The 19,863-nt window shown below is 73.6% G+C and carries 17 protein-coding genes; 9 read left to right on the top strand and 8 right to left on the bottom strand.

What is annotated here, in order from left to right; translation table 11 throughout:
* Positions 1 to 111 precede the first annotated feature (111 nt).
* A complete protein-coding gene (locus ACFVIU_RS14205; RefSeq protein ID WP_385842680.1) occupies positions 112 to 852 on the top strand; it encodes a flavodoxin family protein in 741 nt (246 codons plus the stop codon).
* An 8-nt stretch (positions 853 to 860) separates the two neighbouring features.
* Here ACFVIU_RS14205 and ACFVIU_RS14200 read toward each other — a convergent pair whose 3' ends face one another.
* A complete protein-coding gene (locus ACFVIU_RS14200) occupies positions 861 to 3,347 on the bottom strand; it encodes an ATP-dependent Clp protease ATP-binding subunit (RefSeq protein WP_385842679.1) in 2,487 nt (828 codons plus the stop codon).
* Between the two features lie 122 nt (positions 3,348 to 3,469).
* On the opposite strand from ACFVIU_RS14200, the gene ACFVIU_RS14195 reads away from it, so the two are divergent.
* Positions 3,470 to 3,817, top strand: a complete 348-nt coding sequence (locus ACFVIU_RS14195) for a thioesterase family protein (RefSeq protein ID WP_385842677.1) — start codon at positions 3,470 to 3,472, stop codon at positions 3,815 to 3,817.
* Positions 3,818 to 4,094: 277 nt separating this feature from the next.
* Here ACFVIU_RS14195 and ACFVIU_RS14190 read toward each other — a convergent pair whose 3' ends face one another.
* From ACFVIU_RS14190 to ACFVIU_RS14180, 3 genes are all read right to left on the bottom strand, one after another.
* Positions 4,095 to 4,472 carry an NUDIX domain-containing protein gene (locus ACFVIU_RS14190; protein ID WP_385842675.1) on the bottom strand — a complete coding sequence of 126 codons (378 nt, stop codon included), beginning with the start codon at positions 4,470 to 4,472 and terminating at the stop codon, positions 4,095 to 4,097.
* Between the two features lie 29 nt (positions 4,473 to 4,501).
* Complete coding sequence (locus ACFVIU_RS14185) at positions 4,502 to 5,416, bottom strand: diacylglycerol kinase family protein (protein WP_385842674.1); 915 nt, start codon at positions 5,414 to 5,416, stop codon at positions 4,502 to 4,504.
* A 111-nt stretch (positions 5,417 to 5,527) separates the two neighbouring features.
* Positions 5,528 to 7,120, bottom strand: coding sequence for an FAD-binding oxidoreductase (locus ACFVIU_RS14180; RefSeq protein ID WP_385842672.1), 1,593 nt, complete (start codon positions 7,118 to 7,120; stop codon positions 5,528 to 5,530).
* Positions 7,121 to 7,217: 97 nt separating this feature from the next.
* Here ACFVIU_RS14180 and ACFVIU_RS14175 point away from each other — a divergent pair, with 97 nt between their 5' ends.
* Positions 7,218 to 7,853 (top strand): TetR/AcrR family transcriptional regulator, encoded by a 636-nt coding sequence (locus tag ACFVIU_RS14175; RefSeq protein WP_385842670.1) that lies wholly within the window; start codon positions 7,218 to 7,220, stop codon positions 7,851 to 7,853.
* Positions 7,850 to 9,421: a glycerol-3-phosphate dehydrogenase/oxidase gene (locus tag ACFVIU_RS14170; RefSeq protein ID WP_385842669.1), complete on the top strand. Its 1,572-nt coding sequence runs from the start codon at positions 7,850 to 7,852 to the stop codon at positions 9,419 to 9,421. The genes ACFVIU_RS14175 and ACFVIU_RS14170 overlap by 4 nt, the downstream gene beginning before the upstream one ends.
* A gap of 40 nt (positions 9,422 to 9,461) precedes the next feature.
* Here ACFVIU_RS14170 and ACFVIU_RS14165 read toward each other — a convergent pair whose 3' ends face one another.
* The 4 genes from ACFVIU_RS14165 to ACFVIU_RS14150 all read right to left on the bottom strand — a co-directional run bounded on the left by ACFVIU_RS14165 (position 9,462) and on the right by ACFVIU_RS14150 (position 13,240).
* On the bottom strand, positions 9,462 to 9,935 hold the full coding sequence (locus ACFVIU_RS14165; protein ID WP_385842668.1) for a hypothetical protein: 474 nt from the start codon (positions 9,933 to 9,935) through the stop codon (positions 9,462 to 9,464).
* A gap of 59 nt (positions 9,936 to 9,994) precedes the next feature.
* A complete protein-coding gene (locus ACFVIU_RS14160; RefSeq protein WP_385842667.1) occupies positions 9,995 to 11,446 on the bottom strand; it encodes a WGR domain-containing protein in 1,452 nt (483 codons plus the stop codon).
* 142 nt (positions 11,447 to 11,588) lie between these two features.
* Entirely contained in the window at positions 11,589 to 12,557 is a 969-nt protein-coding gene (locus ACFVIU_RS14155; RefSeq protein WP_385842665.1) for a threo-3-hydroxy-L-aspartate ammonia-lyase, read from the bottom strand.
* 59 nt (positions 12,558 to 12,616) lie between these two features.
* On the bottom strand, positions 12,617 to 13,240 hold the full coding sequence (locus tag ACFVIU_RS14150; protein ID WP_385842664.1) for a transcriptional regulator: 624 nt from the start codon (positions 13,238 to 13,240) through the stop codon (positions 12,617 to 12,619).
* A 178-nt stretch (positions 13,241 to 13,418) separates the two neighbouring features.
* Between ACFVIU_RS14150 and ACFVIU_RS14145 the strand changes: the two genes are divergently transcribed.
* From ACFVIU_RS14145 to ACFVIU_RS14125, 5 genes are all read left to right on the top strand, one after another.
* The gene (locus ACFVIU_RS14145) at positions 13,419 to 14,528 is read left to right on the top strand and encodes an epoxyqueuosine reductase (RefSeq protein WP_385842663.1); all 1,110 of its coding nucleotides are present in this window, start codon (positions 13,419 to 13,421) and stop codon (positions 14,526 to 14,528) included.
* A gap of 487 nt (positions 14,529 to 15,015) precedes the next feature.
* Positions 15,016 to 15,813, top strand: coding sequence for an SAM-dependent methyltransferase (locus tag ACFVIU_RS14140; protein WP_385842662.1), 798 nt, complete (start codon positions 15,016 to 15,018; stop codon positions 15,811 to 15,813).
* 228 nt (positions 15,814 to 16,041) lie between these two features.
* Positions 16,042 to 17,472: a uracil-xanthine permease family protein gene (locus tag ACFVIU_RS14135; protein ID WP_385842661.1), complete on the top strand. Its 1,431-nt coding sequence runs from the start codon at positions 16,042 to 16,044 to the stop codon at positions 17,470 to 17,472.
* A gap of 46 nt (positions 17,473 to 17,518) precedes the next feature.
* Entirely contained in the window at positions 17,519 to 18,967 is a 1,449-nt protein-coding gene (locus tag ACFVIU_RS14130; protein ID WP_385842660.1) for an amidohydrolase family protein, read from the top strand.
* Entirely contained in the window at positions 18,964 to 19,674 is a 711-nt protein-coding gene (locus ACFVIU_RS14125; RefSeq protein WP_385842659.1) for a sulfite exporter TauE/SafE family protein, read from the top strand. The genes ACFVIU_RS14130 and ACFVIU_RS14125 overlap by 4 nt, the downstream gene beginning before the upstream one ends.
* Positions 19,675 to 19,863: the final 189 nt, after the last annotated feature.

Genomic DNA, 19,863 nt, shown 5'->3' with positions numbered 1-19,863 from the left:
GATTGCGCCGGTCCGGTGGTGCCGGTTCCGGTGCCACCGCGCGGCCGGCCAGCAGGATGGGTCGTACTGCGCCACCCTGACCGGCACGGTGGCACGACCTGCGGAGAGTCCGTGACCAGCACGCCGTCGCCGTCCCCCGACGCACCGCCCGCCCGCTACGACGACCTGCGCGCCCTGGTGTTCAACTGCACCCTCAAGCGGTCCCCGGAGCGCAGCAACACCCAGGGGCTCATCGACCGCAGCGTGCGCATCATGGAGGCCCAGGGCATGCTGGTCGAGGTCGTCCGCGCGGTCGACCACGACATCGCCACCGGCGTCTGGCCGGACATGACCGAGCACGGCTGGCAGACGGACGCCTGGCCGGCGCTGTACGAGAAGGTCATGGCGGCGGATGTGCTCGTCCTGGCCGGGCCGATCTGGCTGGGTGACAACAGTTCGGTGATGAAGCAGGTGATCGAGCGCCTCTACGCGTGCTCCAGCCTGCTCAACGACGCCGGGCAGTACGCCTATTACGGGCGGGTCGGCGGCTGTCTGATCACCGGGAACGAGGACGGCGTCAAGCACTGTGCCATGAACGTCCTCTACAGCCTCCAGCACCTCGGCTACACCGTCCCGCCGCAGGCCGACGCCGGCTGGATCGGCGAGGCGGGGCCCGGGCCCTCCTACCTCGACCCCGGCTCCGGCGGCCCGGAGAACGACTTCACCAACCGCAACACCACCTTCATGACCTGGAACCTCCTCCACCTGGCCCGCCTGCTGAAGGACGCCGGGGGCGTGCCCGCCTACGGCAACCAGCGCACCGCCTGGGACGCCGGCTGCCGCCGCGACTACGAGAACCCCGAGCACCGCTAGCCGAGGGGTCAGCCCCCGGTCTTGCGGACCGTGCAGTGCAGGGAGTCGTGCTGGACGTCGGCGACGATGGTGTCACCGGGGTCGGCCTCGCCGCCGAGCAGCAGGCCGGCGATGCGGTTGTCGAGTTCCGTCTGGACCGTGCGGCGCAGCGGGCGGGCGCCGAACTCGGGCTGATGCCCGTGGGCGATGAGCAGCTTCTTCGCGGCCTCGGTGACCTCCAGCCGCAGGCCCTGGGCGTGCACCCGGTGGGCGCTGCGGTCGAGGAGCCGGTCCAGGATCCGGCTCAGGTCGTCCTCGGTGAGGGCGTGGAAGACGATGATGTCGTCGATGCGGTTGAGGAACTCGGGCAGGAACCGGTCCCGCAGGTCGTCCATCAGCTGATCCTTGAGCCCGGACACATCGCCCCGGTGGTCGAGGATGCGGTGCGCGCCGATGTTGGACGTCATGATGACGACGCAGTGCCGGAAGTCGACGGTGCGGCCCTGGGCGTCGGTGAGCCGGCCGTCGTCCAGGATCTGGAGCAGGGTGTTGAAGACATCGGGGTGTGCCTTCTCCACCTCGTCGAACAGCACCACGCTGTACGGCTGCCGGCGGACCTTCTCGGTGAGCTGGCCGGCCTCCTCGTAGCCGACGTAGCCGGGAGGCGCGCCGACGAGCCGGGCGACGGTGTGCTTCTCCTGGAACTCGCTCATGTCGAAGCGGACCATGCGGTCCTCCTCGCCGAAGAGCAGCGCGGCAAGGGTCTTGGCTAGTTCGGTCTTGCCGACGCCGGTGGGGCCCAGGAAGAGGAAGGAGCCGACCGGGCGGTCCGGGTCGCCCATGCCGGCGCGGTTGCGGCGTACGGCCTGGGCGACCGCGGTGACCGCCTCGTCCTGGCCGACGATCCGGGCGTGCATCTCCTCTTCCAGCCGGAGCAGCTGCTCCTTCTCGCCGGCGGTGAGCCGGGAGACCGGGATGCCGGTGCGCCTGGCGACGACGTCCGCGATGTCGGCGGCGGTCACGGAGACGACACCTTCCCTGCGCTCCTCGATGCCGGCGAGTTCCCCCTCCGCCTCCGCGATCTGCCGCTTGAGTTCCGAGGCGTTCTCGAAGTCCTCGGCGGCGACGGCCTGTTCGAGTTCGCGGCGGAGCCGGGCGATGCGGTCCTCGCGGCTGACCACCTCGGTGGAGCGGCCGACGCTGCGCAGCCGTACCCGTGCGCCGGCCTGGTCCATCACGTCGATGGCCTTGTCGGGCAGGAACCGGTCGGTGACATAGCGGTCGGACAGTTCGGCGGCGGCCGCCAGCGCCCCGTCGTCGAACCGGACCTGGTGGTGTGCCTCGTAGGCGTCGCGCAGCCCCTCCAGGATCTGCACGGTCTCCTCGACGGTGGGCTCGGGCACCATCACGGGCTGGAAGCGGCGTTCGAGCGCGGCGTCCTTCTCCACGTATCTGCGGTACTCGTCGATGGTCGTGGCGCCCACCACATGGAGGTCTCCGCGGGCGAGCGCGGGCTTGAGCATGTTGCCCGCGTCCATGGCGCCCTCGCCGGTGGCGCCCGCGCCGACGACCGTGTGCAGCTCGTCGATGAACAGGATGATCCGGCCACCGGCCGCCTGCACGTCCTCGATGACCTTCTTCAGCCGTTCCTCGAACTGGCCCCGGTACTGCGCGCCGGCCACCATGCCCGACAGGTCCAGTGCGACGACGCGCTTGTCCTTGAGGGTGTCGGGGACCTCTCCGGCGACGATGCGCTGGGCGAGTCCCTCCACGATGGCGGTCTTGCCGACTCCGGGGTCGCCGATGAGCACCGGGTTGTTCTTGGAGCGCCGGGAGAGGATCTCGACGGTCTGCTCGATCTCCTCGGCGCGGCCGACCACCGGGTCCAGCCGGCCGGCCCTGGCCTCCTCGGTGAGGTCGCGGCCGTACTCGTCCAGGGTGGTGGCCGGGATCCGGCGTTCGGCGGGGGCGGCCTCGGCGCGGGCTGCCTGCTCGGTCAGGCCGGTGAGCCTGCCGGTGTCCAGTCCCTCGGCCCGCAGCAGCCGGGCGGCACCGGTGTCGCTGTCGCCCAGCAGCGCGCCGAGGATGTGCTCCGGGCCGATGTACGACACTCCGGACGCCTGGGACCGGGCGTAGGCGGCACCGAGGGTCCGCTTGGCCGCCGGGGTGAGCCCCGGCCGTGCGGACGGCTCGCCGGACTCGGGCGGCAGCGCCTTGTCGAGCTGGCGGGCGAGGGTGTCGGGGTCCAGGCCCACCTGGGTGAGCAGCCTGCGGGAGGGTTCGACCTGGGTCGCCGCCCAGAGCAGGTGCTCGGTGTCGAGGTCGGAGGTGCCGTCGTCGGCGGCTCTGCGTGCGGCCTTGTTGAGCAGTTCCTGCGCGGACTCGGTGAGCAGCCGGCCGATGGGGACGCGTTGCACCGCCGGCGGCGAGGACGCCGGTGACATTCCGAAGAAATGATTCAGCAGTTCGCTGAACGGATCCGACGAACCGAGCGGTGCACCGAACGACATCGACATACGTGCTCCAGGATGCGCGGGGGCCGGTACTCACTGAAACCCGGCGGCTGACGCCCCGCAAGCGGAGTCTGCGGGTCGCGGATCGCCGTTCCCGGGGCGCCGGGTTGCGTTAGCGTGGCCGTATGCGCCATGAGGTGACCGACGCCGACACCGCGGCGGCGGTGGGCAGCGGTGATGTTCCCGTGCTGGCCACCCCGCGGCTGATCGCCTGGCTGGAGGCGGCGACCGTACACGCCGCCGCTCCGTTCACCGGGCCGGGCCGTACGACGGTGGGTACCGCCGTCCGGGTCGAACATCTCCGGGCCACCCGGGTGGGCGGCCGGGTGGAGGTGACCGCCGAACCACCGGCCGCGGTGACGGGACGACGGCTCACCTTCGCGGTGCGGGCCGTCGACGGATCCGGCAAGCTGGTCGCGACGGGCGAGATCGACCGGGTGGTCGTCGACCGGGAACGGTTTCCGCAGCCCTGACCGGGGCTCAGGTCGCGAGTGTCCCCGGGGGCGGGAACGGTTCCTCGGGTCGGCGCCGAAGCCATGATCGAGGCTCAGGTCGCGAGTGACCCCGGGGCGGGAACAGTTTCTCGGGTCGGCGCCGAAGCCATGATCGAGGCTCAGGTCGCCGAGTGTCCCCGGGGCGGGAACAGTTCCTCGGGTCGGCGCCGCAGCCCTGACCAGGGCTCAGGTCGCCGAGTGTCCGAGGGGGCGGGAACGGCTTCTCGGATCGGGGTGCCGCAGCCCTGCCCGGGGCTCAGGTCGCCGAGTGGCCCCGGAGGTAGTCCCGCACGGCCGGCGGCAGTGCGGAGCGGGCCGCCGCCTCGGTGGCCACCCAGCGCAGCCGCTCGGCGGGGAGCCGGGCGCCGTCCGACGGGGAGCCGCTCAGCAGTTGGCAGACCACCGGTGTCGTCCCGTCCGGCGGGACCGGCCCGGCCGGCTCCAGGGTGGTGGAGCCGTCGACGAGGTAGCCGGTGAGTTCGTAGACGACCCGGGCCGCGGTCGCCGTCGCCGTCTCGGCGGGCTCCGGTGTCCCCGAGGGGAGTTCCCAGCCGCCCGCGCGCTCCACCAGCAGCACCCGCCCGTTGTGGACGACGACCGCCTGTACCACACCCTCGACCTGCTCCAGCGTCATGTCACCGCGCCCCTTTCCTGCCGGGAGACCTACCCATCAACGGGCGGCGCCGCACCCGTCGGCCGGTAGAGCACCGGAAGGTCCCGGGGCCGTACCCGCACGGTCACCGGCAGGGTGGCCTCCACCTCGCCGTCGGCGCCGTAGGGCACGGGACGCGTGGCCTCGATGCGCAGTTCCCGGCCGCGCAGCACGCGGACTTCGGGACGGTCGATGTGGGCGCCGGTCTTCAGCTCGTTCATCAGGGCGAAGAACAGCCGGCGCGGTGCCTCGCGGATCATGACGACGTCCAGCAGTCCGTCGTCGAGGCGTGCGTCGGGGGCGATCAGCCGGCCGGAGCCGTAGTAGGGGGAGTTGGCGGCGACGACCGTGTAGCCGCGGTGGGGGTGTTCCTCGCCGTCGACGGTGACACGGTAGTCGGCGGGCCGCCAGCCGGTGACGGCGCGCAGGCCGCCCGCGTAGTAGGAGGCCGGTCCGCGCAGCAGCCGGGCGTGGTTGGCGTGCCGGTTGGCGAGGGCGTCGACCCCGGCGTAGACACTGCCGAGGGCCACGGTGCCCCGGTGCACGGACGATTCGATCTCGATGGTGTCGACGGGGCTGGGTTCGGCGTGCAGCAGCAGGTCGGCGAGGGCGGCCGGGTCGGTGGGCAGCCGCAGGGCGCGGGCGAAGTCGTTGCCGCGTCCGGCGGGTACCAGGCCCAGGACCGTGCCGGTACCGCTCAGTGCGCCGCCGATGCCGCCGGCGATGCCGTCGCCGCCCACGGCCAGCACGACGCGGCCGCGTTCGCCGGCCCGGCGGGCGATGTCCTGGGCGTGGGCGAGGCTGTGGCTGTACTCGGTCTCCAGCCCGGCCCCGGCCGCCCGGAGCAGCCGGGCCACCTGAAGCAGCGTGGCCGCCGCGGTGGAGCCGCCCGCGGTCGGGTTGACGACGGCGGTGAACTGTCGCATCGGTGTGTCTCCGTCAGGCGGGTCGCAAGGGGCGGGGTCGGTCGGGGTCGCAAGGGGCGGGGTGGGTCGGGACCGGTCGCGGTCGGCCGTCGCGCCGTCGGTCACCTCGGGTCAGTCCGTGGGCAGCAGGACGCCGGGGTTGAGCAGGCCCTCCGGGTCCAGGGTGCGCTTGACGGCGCGCAGCGCCTCGACGGCGAGCGGTCCGGCCTCGCGGACGTACCAGTCGCGGTGGTCGGTGCCGACGCCGTGGTGGTGCGAGATGGTACCGCCGGCGGCCAGTACGGCCTCGTTGGCGGCGTGCTTGGCGGGCGTCCAGTGGGCCACCGGGTCCTCGCCCTGGGCGCTGACGACGGTGAAGTACAGCGAGGCGCCGTTCTCGTACACATGGGAGATGTGGCACATCACCAGCGGCGGGGTGCCGGCCTGGGTGAGGGTGTCGGTCAGGGCGGTGCGGACGGCCGTGTACAGGTCGGGGACGCGGGACCAGAACGCGGCGGTCTCCAGGGTCTCGGCGAAGGCGCCGACGTCGAGGAGGGCGTCGCGCAGATACGGCGCGGAGTAGCGGCCGTGGGCCCAGCGTTCGCCGGGTTCCGTGCCGAGGAGGGTGCCGCCGCAGTCGGTCAGGACGGCCGCGGCCTGGGCGCGGCGCCGTGCGGTGTCCTCCTCGGTGCCCTCGTATCCGGTGACGGCGAGGCAGCCCGCGCCGCTCAGGTCCGCCTCGGCGCCGATGGCGTCGGGCTGGGCGAGGCCGATGAGCGTCTCGGTCTCGTCGGACAGCCGCAGCACGGTGGGCCGGGGCCCGTCCTGGGCGAGCCGGCGCAGGGCCGCGGCGCCCGCCTCGAAGGAGTCGAAGCGCCAGCCCTCGTAGACCCGTGTCTCGGGCAGCGGACGGATCCGTACGGCGACGGAGGTGATGACGCCGAAGGCGCCCTCCGAGCCGAGGACGAGCTGGCGCAGGTCGGGGCCGGCCGCGGAGCGCGGGGCACGGCCCGTCTCCAGGGTGCCCGCGGGCGTGGCGAGGGTCAGGCCGAGCACCATCTCGTCGAAGCGGCCGTACCCGGCGGACGCCTGTCCGCTGGAGCGGGCGGCGGCGAAGCCTCCGATGGTGGCCCACTCGAAGGACTGCGGGAAGTGGCCGAGGGTGAAGCCCTCTTCGGCGAGCAGGGCCTCGGCCTCGGGGGCGCGCAGGCCGGGTTGCAGGACGGCGATGCGCGAGACGGGGTCCAGGTCGAGCAGGCGGTTCATCCGGCGCAGGTCCAGGGCGACGAAGGCGCCGCGCTCGGGGGCGAGTCCGCCGACGACGGAGGTGCCGCCGCCGAAGGGCACGACGGCCAGGCCGTGCGCGGCGCAGACCCGCAGTACGGCGACGACCTCGTCGTGAGTGGCGGGCAGGACGACGGCCTGGGGGACGTCCGTGATGTCACCGGCGCGGATGCGCAGCAGGTCGGGGGTGGACTTGCCGCGGGTGTGCCGGATGCGGCTGTCCTCGTCGGTGCGCACGTGCTGTGCGCCGCCGACGGCCTCGGCGAGCGCCGTGAGGGCGGCGGGAGCGGCCGTGGGGGCGGGCAGGCGGATGTCCTCGAGCGCGAGCGGGGGCGTGCTGACGGGCTTGACGCCGAGCAGGTCGCGCAGCAGTCCGGTCACCGTCTCGGGCAGCGGGGCCGCCTTGGCCGGGTCGCCCCAGCCGTTCCACAGCATGTCCATTGAACGGTCGTCCTCACAAGGTCGGTGTGCTCGGTGCGGGGGCTGCGGCGGCGGTCCGCCGCTTCCGCCCGGCCCCCGGGGCGTTACACTGTGACACATGACGCCTATTCGTCACAACGGTTCGGACGGTCACAGCGGCGCCGACGGCCAGCAGGGCCCGGACAGCAATCCCGTGCTCGACGCGGCACGCGACTGTGTGCTGGCCGTCGGCGTGCGCCGCACCACCCTCGCGGACGTCGCCCGCCGCGCCGGTGTCTCCCGGATGACGGTGTACCGGCGCTGGCCGGACCTGCGGACACTGGTGGGCGATCTGATGACCCGTGAGTGGATCGATGTGGCCACCCGGGCGATCCCCGAGCCCGGCGCCTGCGCACACACCCGCGCGCGGATCGTGGACGGGATGGTGGCGGGCGTCGAGGCGTTCCGCGCGCACCCCCTCTTCCGCAAGATCGTCGACGTCGATCCGGAGCTGCTGCTCCCCTATGTGCTCGACCGGCGCGGGACCAGCCAGGAAGCCCTGCTGGCGCTGCTCGCCGACGCCCTGCGGGAGGGCCACGCGGACGGCTCCGTGCGCCCCGGCCACACCGAACGGCAGGCCCGCGCCCTGCTGCTGACCGTGCAGTCCTTCACCCTGTCCCTGCGCACGATGACCGACGAGGACGATCCGGAACTGGACTCCGCCGCCTTCCTCGGCGAGCTGCGCACCCTCCTGGAGAGGACCCTCACGCCATGAGCCACACCAGCGCCCGACCCGGCTCGTCCCTCGACGGCGCCCGGCGGGCCCGGGAACTGGCCGAGGCCACGGACGGCCGGGTGGCCGACGTGCTGGTCGTCGGGCTCGGCGCGACCGGGGCCGGGGCCGCCCTGGACGCGGCCGCCCGCGGACTGGACGTCGTCGCCGTGGACGCCCACGACCTGGCCTTCGGCACCTCCCGCTGGAGTTCCAAGCTCATCCACGGCGGGCTGCGCTATCTGGCCTCGGCCCAGTTCGACGTGGCACACGAGAGCGCGGTCGAACGCGGGGTGCTGATGACGCGCACCGCACCGCATCTGGTGGCCGCGCAGCCGTTCGTACTGCCGCTGACCCCGCTGGTGTCGCGCGGACAGGCATCACTGGCGTGGGCCGGGTTCCGGGCCGGTGACATGCTGCGGCTGGCGGCCCGGACACCGCGGCAGGCGCTGCCCGCGCCGCGCCGGCTGTCCGCGACGGAGGCCCGGCATCTGGCGCCCGGGGTGCGCGCGGACGGGCTGCGCGGCGGGCTGCTGTCCTGGGACGGCCGGCTGACCGACGACGCGCGGCTGGTGACGGCCGTGGCCCGGACGGCCGCCGCGCACGGCGCGCGGGTGCTGACCCGGGTCAGGGTGCGGGAGCTGACCGGGACGGGCGCGCGGATCCGTGACGAACTCACCGGCGAGGAGGGCGAGCTCAGGGCCCGCGCGGTCATCAACGCCACGGGTGTGTGGGCGGGCGAGCTCGTCGACGGCATCCGGGTACGGCCGTCGCGCGGCACCCATCTGGTGCTGCGCTCCGAGCGGCTCGGGCTGCTGCCGGCGGGCCTGCACATCCCGGTCCCCGGCGAGACCAACCGCTTCGTGCTGGTCCTGCCGCAGGGCGACGGCCGGGTGTACGTCGGGCTCACCGACGAGCCGGTGGAGGGCGGCATCCCGGATGTGCCGGAGGTGCCGGAGACGGACATCGGCTTCCTGCTGGACGTCCTCGGCTCCGTCCTGGACACGCCGGTACGGCGGGACGAGGTCGTCGGTGCCTTCGCGGGACTGCGGCCCCTGCTGGACACCTCCTCGGGCGGGGCTCCGGCCCGCACCGCCGACGTCTCGCGCCGGCACGCCGTGCTGACCTCGTCCGACGGTGTCACCACGGTGGTCGGCGGCAAGCTCACCACCTACCGGCGGATGGCCGAGGACGCGGTGGACGCGGCGATCGAGGCGCGCGGCCTGACCGCCGGGCCCTCCCCCACCGCCGGACTGCCCCTCGTCGGCGCTGCGGCACCGGCCCGGCTGCGGGCCCTGGCCGCACCCCGGCGGCTGGTCCGCCGCTACGGCACCGAGGCCGTCGCCGTCCACGCGCTCGCCACCGCGGATCCCGCCCTGGCCGAGCCGGTGCTACCGGGCCATCCGGTCACCCGGGCCGAACTCGTGTGGGCGGCCCGGCACGAGGGCGCCCTCGACGTGTCCGACCTGCTGGACCGGCGCACCCGCATCGGCCTGGTCCCACAGGACCGCGCCGAGGCCCTCGCCGCAGCGCGGACCATCCTGGACGAGGCGGCGGCCCCGCGGCCCTGACACGGACCCGGCTGTCCCGCGCAGCGCCCTCGGGCTTCCCTCATGGACCGTCCGCGGGCCGGGGCGCTTGCGCATGGTCCACGGCGGTGCCGTCCGGATTCCGCCCGAAGGCCGCCTCCAGCACAGCGGGGAGGTCCGTCTCGGGGACCGTGGCACGGAGCTCCGCCAGGACATGCGGGAAGGTGTCGTCGTCGATGCTGCCCATGTGCTCCTGACGGAGCCGGTGGATGATCTCGACGAGTTCGGGCCGCAGCCGCATCCAGGCACGGGAGGTGCGGACCGCCTCGTCGACCTGGTGCATGAACCAGCGCATGACCTCGTAGGGAACGTCCACGTGGGGCTCGTGCGGGTTGAAGCACACCGTCGGCTCCCTGCCCGGATCCTCGTCGGGGACGATCGCGGTCACGAGGTTGCGCTGCCCGGCCACGAGGTCCAGTTCCAGGTACCAGGCGTCATCGGGCACGGAGTACATCTCGGTGATCGTGTAGTCGCCGTCGGGGTGTCTCAAGGCCATGGCCGCATGCTGTCACGCCCGGAACGGGGCGAGGGGGGCCGCCCTGCTCGCCGGTGTGCTCACAGCAGGCGGCGGATGTCGCCGCGGACGCGGTAGAAGCCGCCCGCCGCCGGGTGCAGGGCGTCCACGACGTAGCGGGCGCCGGGCTCGCGTATCGCGCGGGGGAACTGCACATGCCACGCGGTGTCGTACCCCTCGGAGACCACCCGGACCCGCACCCGTCCGGACTCCTGGACGCATTCGACGACGACCGAGCCGGCCGGGGCCCGGTCCACGGTGGCCACCGCCGCGACGGCGGTGGCCGGTGCGCGAGCCGGCAGGGCGGCGGCGAGTTTCACGTCCCGTACCACGGGCACGCTGCCCTGCTGGGCCGCGGAGACGGCCTGCTCACTGGCGTCCACGCAGACCAGCGAGCCGTCCGTGGTCACCAGGTAGAGCCGCTCGTCGCGGTACTGCATCGACAGGGCCGAGCCGCTGCCCGTGCCGAGCTTCCACAGCCGGGTGCCGTCCCGGTCGAAGCAGTAGACGGAGGAGGCCGCGTCCCCGGCGAAGACGAACCGGCCGCCGGGCGAGGTGGCGCACGAGTACACCGGGCCGTCGCAGGCGTACGTCGCCTCGATCGCGCCGGTGGTCTTCGACAGCCGCTGGACCACGCGGGCCGCGGTGCCCGCGTACACGGCGTCGTCCTCCTGCCAGCCGAACAGCACGCCGCCGCGGGTGGTCGTGTGCCACAACTCGCCACTGCCGTCCGGCGCGTAGGCGGTGACCCCCTGGTGGTGGCCGTGGTAGACGGCCCGGTCGTCGGCGCGGACCATCCAGGCGTGCTCGCCCCGGCTGCGGCGGGCCCACTGGTGCTCGTCCTCGTGGTCGATGACGGTGAGCCGGCCCTGGCGGTCCGAGACGTCCAGCACGCCCTCGTGGATGTCCAGCCAGAATATGTCGACGTCGGCCGTGATGTCGTAGGCGGCGAAGGGGAGTTTGGCGGAGAGGTCGTACACCTTGCCGTCGTCGCAGCCCGCGTAGATCCAGAAGTCGTCGGCGACCAGGCACTTCACACCGTCGGGCAGGCTGAAGCGGGCCAGCACGGCGCCTTCGTGGTCCAGGGTGTAGACGTCACCGGCCTGGTTGCCGACCCAGGCGCGGTCCTCGTCGACATGGATGCCGAACGCGGCGGAGCCGGTGCGGAAGCGCCACAGCACCGGCGCCACGGCACGCGCGGTCGACGGGGCCGAGCTGACCTGACGCCGGGTCACCGCGCGCGGGGCGCGGCCGCCGGGCACCGCCGGTGCGTAGCCCTTGCGGACCTTCTCCCCCACCTTCTTCGCGGCGGCGGCCCGCGCCTTCTCCGCGGTCGGGAACGTCGTCGTCTGGGTCTGTCCGGCGGCGCCGATCCTGCCGTACCGCACGGTCACCACCTGGCCGTCGACGGTGACCTCGTAGAACTTGTGGGCACCGCCGCCCTCCTGCGACAGCTCCAGATATGTCGTCGACACCGCGGACGCCGTGGACATGGCACACCCCTCCCCGAGCCGGACCGCGGCACTCCCGCAGGTCCTCACTGCTCACACCGTAGGCGGGGCCACTGACAATCGGCCGGGCGGCGACCGGGCCGCCGGGGCATCCGCGCCGACGCCCCGTCAACACCGGGGCGGCTCAGCCCGCGAGCAGCTCGGCGAACCTGCCGGCGTCGATGTTGCCGCCGGAGGCGATGACGCCGATGCGGGGCGGGAGCGGGGCCAGGTGTCCGGCCAGCAGGGCGGCGAGGCCGGTGGCGCCGCTCGGTTCCAGGACGATCTTCAGGCGTTCGAAGGCGAACCGCATGGCCACGACGATCTCCGCGTCGCTGACCAGGGTGATCGCGTCGACCAGCCGCCGGTTGAGCGGGAAGGTGAGCTCGCCGGGCGTGGGCAGGGCCTGACCGTCGGCGATGGTGTGCGGCACCGGCACGGTGACGCGCGTGCCGCTCTCCAGGGACCGCTTGGTGTCGTCGCCCGCTTCCGGCTCGACCCCGACGATCCGGATGCCCGGGTGCAGCGCCTTGGCGGTGACGGCGCTGCCCGCGATGAGTCCGCCGCCCCCTACGGGTACGACGAGCGCGCCGAGCGGGCCGGTCTCCTCGAGGAGTTCGAGGGCGGCGGTGCCCTGGCCGGCGATGACATGCGGGTGGTCGTAGGGCGGGATGAGGGTCAGCCCCCGGTCCGCGGCCAGGGCCTCGCCGAGCTTGGTGCGGTCCTGGGTGTACCGGTCGTAGGTGACGATCTCGGCGCCGTACCCCGCCGTGGCCTCCCGCTTGGCACGCGGAGCGTCCTCGGGCATCAGGACGACGGCCGTGGCACCGACCTCGCGGGCGGCCAGGGCGACGGCCTGGGCGTGGTTGCCGGAGGAGTAGGCGGCGATGCCCCGCGCCAGCTGCTCGGGGGTGAGCCGGGCGGCGGCGTTGTAGGCGCCGCGGAACTTGAAGGCGCCGACGCGCTGGAAGTTCTCGCACTTGACGAACACCTCCGCGCCGACGCGGGAGTCGAGGGTGCGGGAGGTGACGACAGGGGTGCGGTGCGCGACGCCCTTGAGGCGTACGGCGGCCTCGCGGACGTCGTCGAAGGTCACGGTCGGGGTGGCGGCCATGGCGGACTCCTTGCGGTCGGCGCGTCGGCGCGGGCCGTACGGGTACGGCGGCCCGCCCGTCACTTGGCGTAGTTGTAGACGGTCGCGCGGGAGACGCCGAGCAGGTCGGCGATGGTCTGTGCGGCGTCACGCGAGTCGAACCAGCCGTCCTGGTACAGCTGCCGGACCAGTGCCTTCTTGTCCGGCCGGCTCAGTGACCGGGGGGTGGCGGCGCGCTGTGCGGACAGTTCCTCCACCGTCCGGCGCAGTTCGCGCGCGGTGCGGTCCCGCAGGGTCTCCAGCGGCCGGTCGCCGGAGTCGGGGTCGGTGGCGACGAGGTTCGCCAGGGCGAGGGCCACGGGGGACAGCACGGAGACGTCGAGGTTCAGGCAGAGCGCCGCGACATAGGTGCCGTCGGCGTTCTTGATGCCGATGGAGGTGCTCTTCACGGGCCGGCCGTCGGGGAACCGGTTGGGGTAGTTCTGGACGATGCTCGGATACTCCGGGTCGGCGATCCGCGCCAGTCCCAACTCGGTTGCGGGATCACCGATCTGACGGCCCGACAGGTTGTTCTCGATGGCACGGATCGCATGCCGGGGGTCCCGCAGGTCGTGCAGCACCACCTCGCACAGCCCGGGGAACATCCGCCCCACGGCGACGGCGATCTTCTCGGCCTCCTGGATGAGGTGCTCGTCGTTGTCCACCCGCACTCCTTGGACCGAATTTCCATTTCTGGACAGGAAGACTAAGTCGGTGTGCGGCCCGCGTCCAGACCATCCCGCGGGATTCCGCTCTTGCCCTGACGACCACTCTCCCGCCATAGTGAGTTTGAATTTCCAACTCACCAGCTCAACTCACTGCGCCGTACGGGGACGGGACACCATGAGCGAGCAGGACACCGAGGGCCGCACCGGGCGGCGGAAGCTTCCCGCCGGGCTCGCCGGCCATCGTTCCGTGCAGGCCGTGCTGGCGAGCCGCGCGGAGGGCGGCCGGAGCGCCCCGCCACCGGTGATCGACGCGGACTGGCTGCGCGCGCTGTGCCTGGAGGCCGGTGCCGACGACGCGGCCGCGGTGAGCCTGGACCACCCCGACCTGGCCGGGGAGCGTGAGCACGTACGCGCCGCCCTGCCCGGCACCCGCTCGTTGATCTCGCTCATGGTCCGCATGAACCGCGACAACACGCGCTCGCCCGCCCGCAGCGTGGCCAACCAGGAGTTCCACCAGACCGACGAACAGGTCAACGCCGCGGCCCGCGCGGTCTCCCGGGCCCTGGAGGACGCCGGCTACCACGCGCTCAACCCCTCGGCCGGCTTCCCGCAGGAGATGGAGAACTTTCCGGGGCGCATCTGGGTGGTGGCCCACAAGACCGTGGCCGTGGCGGCGGGGCTGGGCGTGATGGGCCTGCACCGCAACGTCATCCATCCCCGGTTCGGCAACTTCGTGCTGCTGGCGACGGTCCTGGTGGACGCGGAGGTGAGCGCGTACGGGCAGCCGCTGGACTACAGCCCGTGCGTGGACTGCAAGTTGTGCGTCGCCGCGTGCCCGGTGGGCGCCATCGGCAAGGACGGCTCCTTCGACGCGCTCGCCTGTACGACCCACAACTACCGTGAGTTCATGAGCGGGTTCACGGACTGGGCGCAGACCGTGGCCGACAGCGAGGACGCCGCCGAGTTCCGCTCCCGCGTCACCGACCCGGAGAACGCCTCGATGTGGCAGAGCCTCGCCTTCAAGCCCAGCTACAAGTCCGGGTACTGCCTGGCGGTCTGCCCGGCCGGCGAGGACGTCCTCGGACCCTACCTGGACGACCGCAAGGCATACCTGGACACGGTGCTGCGGCCCTTGCAGGAGAAGACCGAGACCCTCTACGTCCTGCCCGGCTCGGACGCCCAGGCGTATGCGCGGCGCCGCTTCCCGCACAAGCCGGCCAAGGAGGTCAGCGGCGGCTGGCGGCCCCCGGCGAAGCGCCGGCCCGGCCCTTCCGGCCCGGAGTGACCGGGGCGGCCCGTCAACCGGGAGTGACCAGGTACCGGCCGGGCGACCGGGAGTGACCGATTGCCGGCCGGTGGAGGGGGCGGGGAACGACCCGAGCGCGTGGATTAGCGTTCCCCGCCCCTTCCGGGTCGGCCCGCCGCCGTCTCGCCGGCGGTGCGGCGGCGGACCGGTCTGGGGGGCGGTCCTGGCGGCCGCCCTTCGTACGCTCGGTCGTACGGTCGTGTGTGTCGTGCAGAGGGAGAGAGAGGATCTTGTTCAGACCCTCCGTCGCCGCGGGCCCGCAGGCCATCCGGGACGGGCCGGACGGGTGAGCCGACGGCGTCCGCGCCCACGCCCGCGCACCCACCCCGGGCCGTCCGACCGGCTGCGCGTGCGGGTCCAGGTGCCGACGGGACGCGGGAACTCGGCACACCCGCAGAGAAGTTGATGTGCGAAGCTTTGGCCAACCGTTCACCCAGGCCGTGGCGGCCGCCGAGAGGAGCACAGCGTGACACAGGACGGCGTCCAGGCCGTGCACATCGACACCAGCAAGCCGCACCCGGCCCGGATCTACGACTACCTCCTGGGCGGCAAGGACAACTACGCGGTGGACCAGGCGGCGGGCGACGCACTCGCGGCCGCCGCACCGGAGGCGCGGATCGGCGTCCGGGCGAACCGCGCGTTCCTGCACCGCGCCGTCCGGTATGTCGTCGGCAGCGGGGTCCGGCAGATCCTGGACATCGGCACCGGGCTGCCCACCTCCCCGAACGTGCACGAGGTCGCCCAGCAGACGGCGCCGGACGTCCGGGTCGCGTACGTCGACAACGACCCGATCGTGGCCGCCCACGGCAACGCGCTGCTCAGCCGGACGGGTGCGACCAGCATCGTCCTCGGCGACCTGCGCGACCCGCGGTCCGTCCTGGACCACCCCGACGTCCGCAAGGTCATCGACTTCGACCGGCCGGTCGCCCTGCTGCTGGTCGCCGTACTGCACTTCCTCACCGACGCGGACGACCCGGCCGGGATCGTCGCCACCCTGCGGGACGCGCTTCCCGCCGGCAGCTTCCTGGTGCTCTCGCACGCCACGGGCGACTTCGCCGACCGCACCGCGGCCCAGGCCGTCTACACCAAGGCCACCGCCTCCCTGAACCTCCGCCCCCGCGCCGGGGTCGAGCGGTTCTTCGAGGGGTTCGACCTGGTCGAGCCGGGACTCGCACAGGTGGCGTTCTGGCGCCCGGACGGCACCCCGCCGCCCGGCTCCGACGAGATCGGCTTCTACGCGGGCGTGGGCCGCAAGACGTCCTGAGCCCGGTGCTCGCGGGCACATCGACGGCGCCGGGTCCGTGCCGACGGACCCGGCCCCTTTGTCTGCGCGCCCACGGTTCCCTCACCGGTCACTCGGGCCGCACCCCTTGACCAGCCCCCTGGGGGCCCCTCCATACTGACGGCCGAATCGATCGGCCAAATCGATTTGGCCGCCGTCCCGGCCGGATCGTCGAGGCCTGAGCCCGAGCGAGCCGAACGGAGCCCGCGCGTGTCCAGTCCCGCACATCCTGTCGACCCCCGACCCGACGAGCCGGCAGCCCACCCGCCCCAGCCGTCCGACGCCGGTCCCCCTGCCGTCCACCCCGTCGACGAGTCCCGGCCGCTCGGCCGGATCCTCCTCTTCGGGCTTCAGCACGTCCTCGTGATGGCGGCGACCCCGATCTCCGCGATCTTCCTGATGAGCGCCACCCTCCGGCTGGGCCCGGGGCTCACCGTCGACCTGCTCTCGGCGTCCCTGCTGCTGTCCGGGGCCGGAACGCTGATCCAGTCCCTCGGCCCGTGGAGGTTCGGGCCGCGGCTGCCCTTCGTGATGCTGCCCGGTGGTGCGCCGCTGATCCTCTTCCTGTCGATCGCGCAGCAGCACGGGCTGCGCACCGCCACCGGGGCGGTGCTGCTCACCGCCGCCTTCACCTTCCTGGTCCTGCCGCTGTTCGCACGGCTGCTGAAGTACTTTCCCCCGCTGGTCATCGGCACGGTGATCGTGATCGTCGGGGTCAACCTGGTGAAGGTCGGCGGACTGCTGGTCACCGGTCCGCCCGGCAGCCCCGGCTTCGGCGATCCCGCCCGCCTCGGGCTGGCCTTCACCACCATCGCCCTGATCGTCGCCTTCACCCGGCTGCTGCGCGGCACACTGCGCCAACTCGCCGTCATGCTGGGCCTGTTCGCGGGAACAGCGGTCGCCTTCGCGCTCGGCCAGGCACACCCGGACGCACCGCTCGCCGGACAGCTCGTCGGCGTCCCGCGGCCGTTGCCCTTCGGCGCGCCGGTCTTCGACCTCCTCGCCGCCCTGCCGCTGATGCTGTACAGCATCGCGTCCATGGCGGAGGCGACCGGGCAGACCGTCATCAACGCCGAAGCCGTGGGCAAGGACATCGACATACGCAGGGACGTGCCGCGCACCGTGCGCGGTGACGCGCTGACCTCCTTGCTCGGCGGCTGCTTCGGGCTGCCGCTGATGGTCACCAGCGGCGAGAACATCGGCATCGTCCGGGTGACCGGCGTCCGCAGCCGGTACGTCACGGCAGCCGCCGGCCTGGTCCTCGTCCTCCTCGGCTTCCTCACCCCGGTCGCGCGGGCGATCAGCGCGATGCCGCCCGCGGTGGTCGGCGGCGCGGCGATGGTGGTCTTCGCGGTCGTCACCGTGCTGGGCGTGCAGATGCTGGGCCGGGCCCGGCTGGAGGACCACACGGCCACCGTGACCTGCGCGGTCGCCCTCGCGCTGGGCCTCCTGCCGATCCTGGTGCCCGGGGTGTACGCCGGTTTCCCGTCCGGCGTGCGGATCCTGCTGGAGAGCGGGGTCGCCGTGGGCGCGCTCGTCGCCGCCGTCCTCAACGTCGTCTTCCACCACCTCGGACGCGGGGCCGCGAAAGCCCCCGCCCCCCAACCGGCCGAGACACCCGGACCGGCCCTCCATGGGTGACCCGCTCCCCCACCCCGCCCCCACCGCACCCGACCGACGGAGAACCATGCCCGACCTGTCCCCCGGCCCGCTCCGCGACGACGCGCTGCTGCTGGTCCCCGACCTCACCCTGACCCCCGAGGGCCCCCAGGAGCGGCACGCGGTGGTGGTGCGCGACGGGGTGTTCCAGGACGTCGGCCCGGTCGAGCGGATCCTTTCCGCTCACCCCTCGCTGACGCCCGTACCGCTGCCCGGACAGCTGCTGATGCCCGGCTTCACCGACAGCCACCACCATCTGACCCAGAGCTTCGGCGGCTCGCTGGCCTTCGGTGAGCCGTCGGAGATCTTCCGCCGGGTGTGGGTGCCGCTGGAGACCGCGCTGGACGAGGAGTCTGCGTACGTCGCCGCGAAGCTCGCCGCGCTGGAGTCGCTGCGGGGCGGCTTCACGACGGTCGCCGAGGCCGGGACCCGGGCGGCGGTGGACGTGGACGTGGTGGCCTCGGCCACCCGGGACGCGGGGATCCGCTGTGTGCTGGGGCTGGTCTGCAACGACGCCGCGGACGGCACCGGCGCGGACGCCGACCCGCGGGCCGTGCTCGCCGCCGCCGAACGGCATCTGGCCCGGTACGGCGGCGGCCTCGTCCATCCCTCGCTCGCCGTGAGCGTGCCCGAGGCCGCGACCGCGCCCGTACTGGCCGCCACCGCGCGGCTCGCCGCCGAGGCGGGGACGGTCGTACAGATCCATGTCAACGAACATCTCGTGGCGGTGGAGCGCTCGCTGGTCCGGCACGGACTGCGGCCGCTGGAACATCTGCACCATGTGGGCGCGCTGGGACCGCAGTTGCTGGCCGCGCACGCGACGCTGCTCACTCCAGCCGAGGTCACGCTGCTCGCCGACAGCGGTACGGCGGTGAGCTACAACCCGGTCGCCAGCGCCTGGAAGGGCAACGCGGTCGCTCCCGCCACCCTGTTCGCCGAGCGGGGCATCCGGTTCGGGCTGGGCACCGACGGGACCCGCGGGGACGCCTTCCGGCTCACCGAGGCAGCCGAGTTCGCACAGCGGCTGACGTACGGCCTGACCAGCGGCGACTCGTCCTGCGGCGCGGGCTGGACCTGGCTGGAGCGGGCCACCGCGGGCGGCGCGGACGCGGTCGGCCTCGGCCGGCTCACGGGACGTGTCACGGCCGGGGCCGCCGCCGACTTCCTGCTGGTGGATGTCACCGGGCCGGAGATGCAGCCGTCCTGGGACCTGCCCTGGGAACTGGTCCGGCGCGGCAACCGGGACCAGCTGACCGCCGTGTTCGTCGCCGGGCGGCTGCGGCTGTGGCACGGCCGGCCGCTGGACTGGGACGCGGCGGCGCTGGTCCGCCGGGCGGCGGAGCTGGCCCCGCGGGTGCTGCGGCGCGCCCGGGTGACGCGGGCGCACCCCACCTCGGTGGTGGCCCGCGGCCGTACGACAGCCTCCGCGCCCCCGCCGGACACCGCGCCCGAGCCGGTCGCGGGCGGTGGGCGGTGACCGGGGCCACGCTGGCCGTACTGGCGCCGACCGTGGCCGCGGCAGCGTTCGTCCAGGGCACGAGCGGCCTCGGATTCGCGCTGATCGTGGCGCCGGTCGCGGGACTGCTCGCGCCGGGGCTGCTGCCGGTGTTCGTCCTGACGGCGATGATCCCGCTCAACCTGTACGTCGCCTGGCGCGAGCGGCACAGCCTCGACATGCGCGGTGCCGGATGGATCACGGCGGCCCGGCTGGCGGCGACACCGGCGGGGCTGGCGCTGCTGTGGGTGATCCCGGCCGGCGCGCTCGGCCCGGCCGTCGGGGCCGCCACGGTGCTGGCGGCGCTGGTGAGCCTGGTGGCGCCCGCGTTCGAGCCGGGGCGCGGCGCGTTTGCGGTCGCGGGCGTCGTCACCGGGCTGACCGAGACGGCGACCGGCGTCGGCGGCCCACCGCTCGCCCTCGTCTACCAGCACCGCCCGCCCGGCGAGCTGCGCGCCACGGTCGCCGTCTGCTTCCTGGTCGGCGAAGTGGCCTCGCTGGCCCTGCTGTTGGGCACCGGGCGGGGACACCCGGCGGACATGGGCTGGGCCCTGCTGCTCCTGCCGGCCCTGGCGGCCGGCGCCTGGCTCAGCCGACTGGTGCACCGACGCGTCGACGCCCGCCGGATGCGCGCCTTCGTCCTCCTCTTCGCGCTGGTGTCCGGGGCGGCGCTGATGGCAGGAGGCTGACCGCCCTCACCGCTGCCCGGTGGCTCCGCAGGCCGACCGCCGGCTCGGCCTGCCCCAACCCCGGTGGACGACCGGCTCCGCCTGACCCGACGCCGATGGACCACCGGCACAGCGCTTGTCCAACGCCCGCGGACCGCTGCTTCGACGCAGAGCGACAGCCGGCCCAGCCCGGGCCTGACCCCGGCTCCC

It is taken from the genome of Streptomyces sp. NPDC127190 (assembly GCF_042672505.1).
GTDB lineage: Bacteria > Actinomycetota > Actinomycetes > Streptomycetales > Streptomycetaceae > Streptomyces.
The sequence above is the reverse complement of the archived record's forward strand: the minus strand, read 5'-3'. Positions and strand labels throughout refer to the sequence as shown.

Coding starts and splice junctions, on each gene's coding strand:
- ACFVIU_RS14155 (WP_385842665.1), bottom strand. CDS start 12,557: ATGGCCGCCACCCCGACCGTGACCTTCGACGACGTCCGCGAGGCCGCC.
- ACFVIU_RS14195 (WP_385842677.1), top strand. CDS start 3,470: ATGCGCCATGAGGTGACCGACGCCGACACCGCGGCGGCGGTGGGCAGC.
- ACFVIU_RS14160 (WP_385842667.1), bottom strand. CDS start 11,446: ATGTCCACGGCGTCCGCGGTGTCGACGACATATCTGGAGCTGTCGCAG.
- ACFVIU_RS14145 (WP_385842663.1), top strand. CDS start 13,419: ATGAGCGAGCAGGACACCGAGGGCCGCACCGGGCGGCGGAAGCTTCCC.
- ACFVIU_RS14190 (WP_385842675.1), bottom strand. CDS start 4,472: ATGACGCTGGAGCAGGTCGAGGGTGTGGTACAGGCGGTCGTCGTCCAC.
- ACFVIU_RS14200 (WP_385842679.1), bottom strand. CDS start 3,347: ATGTCGATGTCGTTCGGTGCACCGCTCGGTTCGTCGGATCCGTTCAGC.
- ACFVIU_RS14170 (WP_385842669.1), top strand. CDS start 7,850: ATGAGCCACACCAGCGCCCGACCCGGCTCGTCCCTCGACGGCGCCCGG.
- ACFVIU_RS14180 (WP_385842672.1), bottom strand. CDS start 7,120: ATGGACATGCTGTGGAACGGCTGGGGCGACCCGGCCAAGGCGGCCCCG.
- ACFVIU_RS14130 (WP_385842660.1), top strand. CDS start 17,519: ATGCCCGACCTGTCCCCCGGCCCGCTCCGCGACGACGCGCTGCTGCTG.
- ACFVIU_RS14175 (WP_385842670.1), top strand. CDS start 7,218: ATGACGCCTATTCGTCACAACGGTTCGGACGGTCACAGCGGCGCCGAC.
- ACFVIU_RS14185 (WP_385842674.1), bottom strand. CDS start 5,416: ATGCGACAGTTCACCGCCGTCGTCAACCCGACCGCGGGCGGCTCCACC.
- ACFVIU_RS14165 (WP_385842668.1), bottom strand. CDS start 9,935: ATGGCCTTGAGACACCCCGACGGCGACTACACGATCACCGAGATGTAC.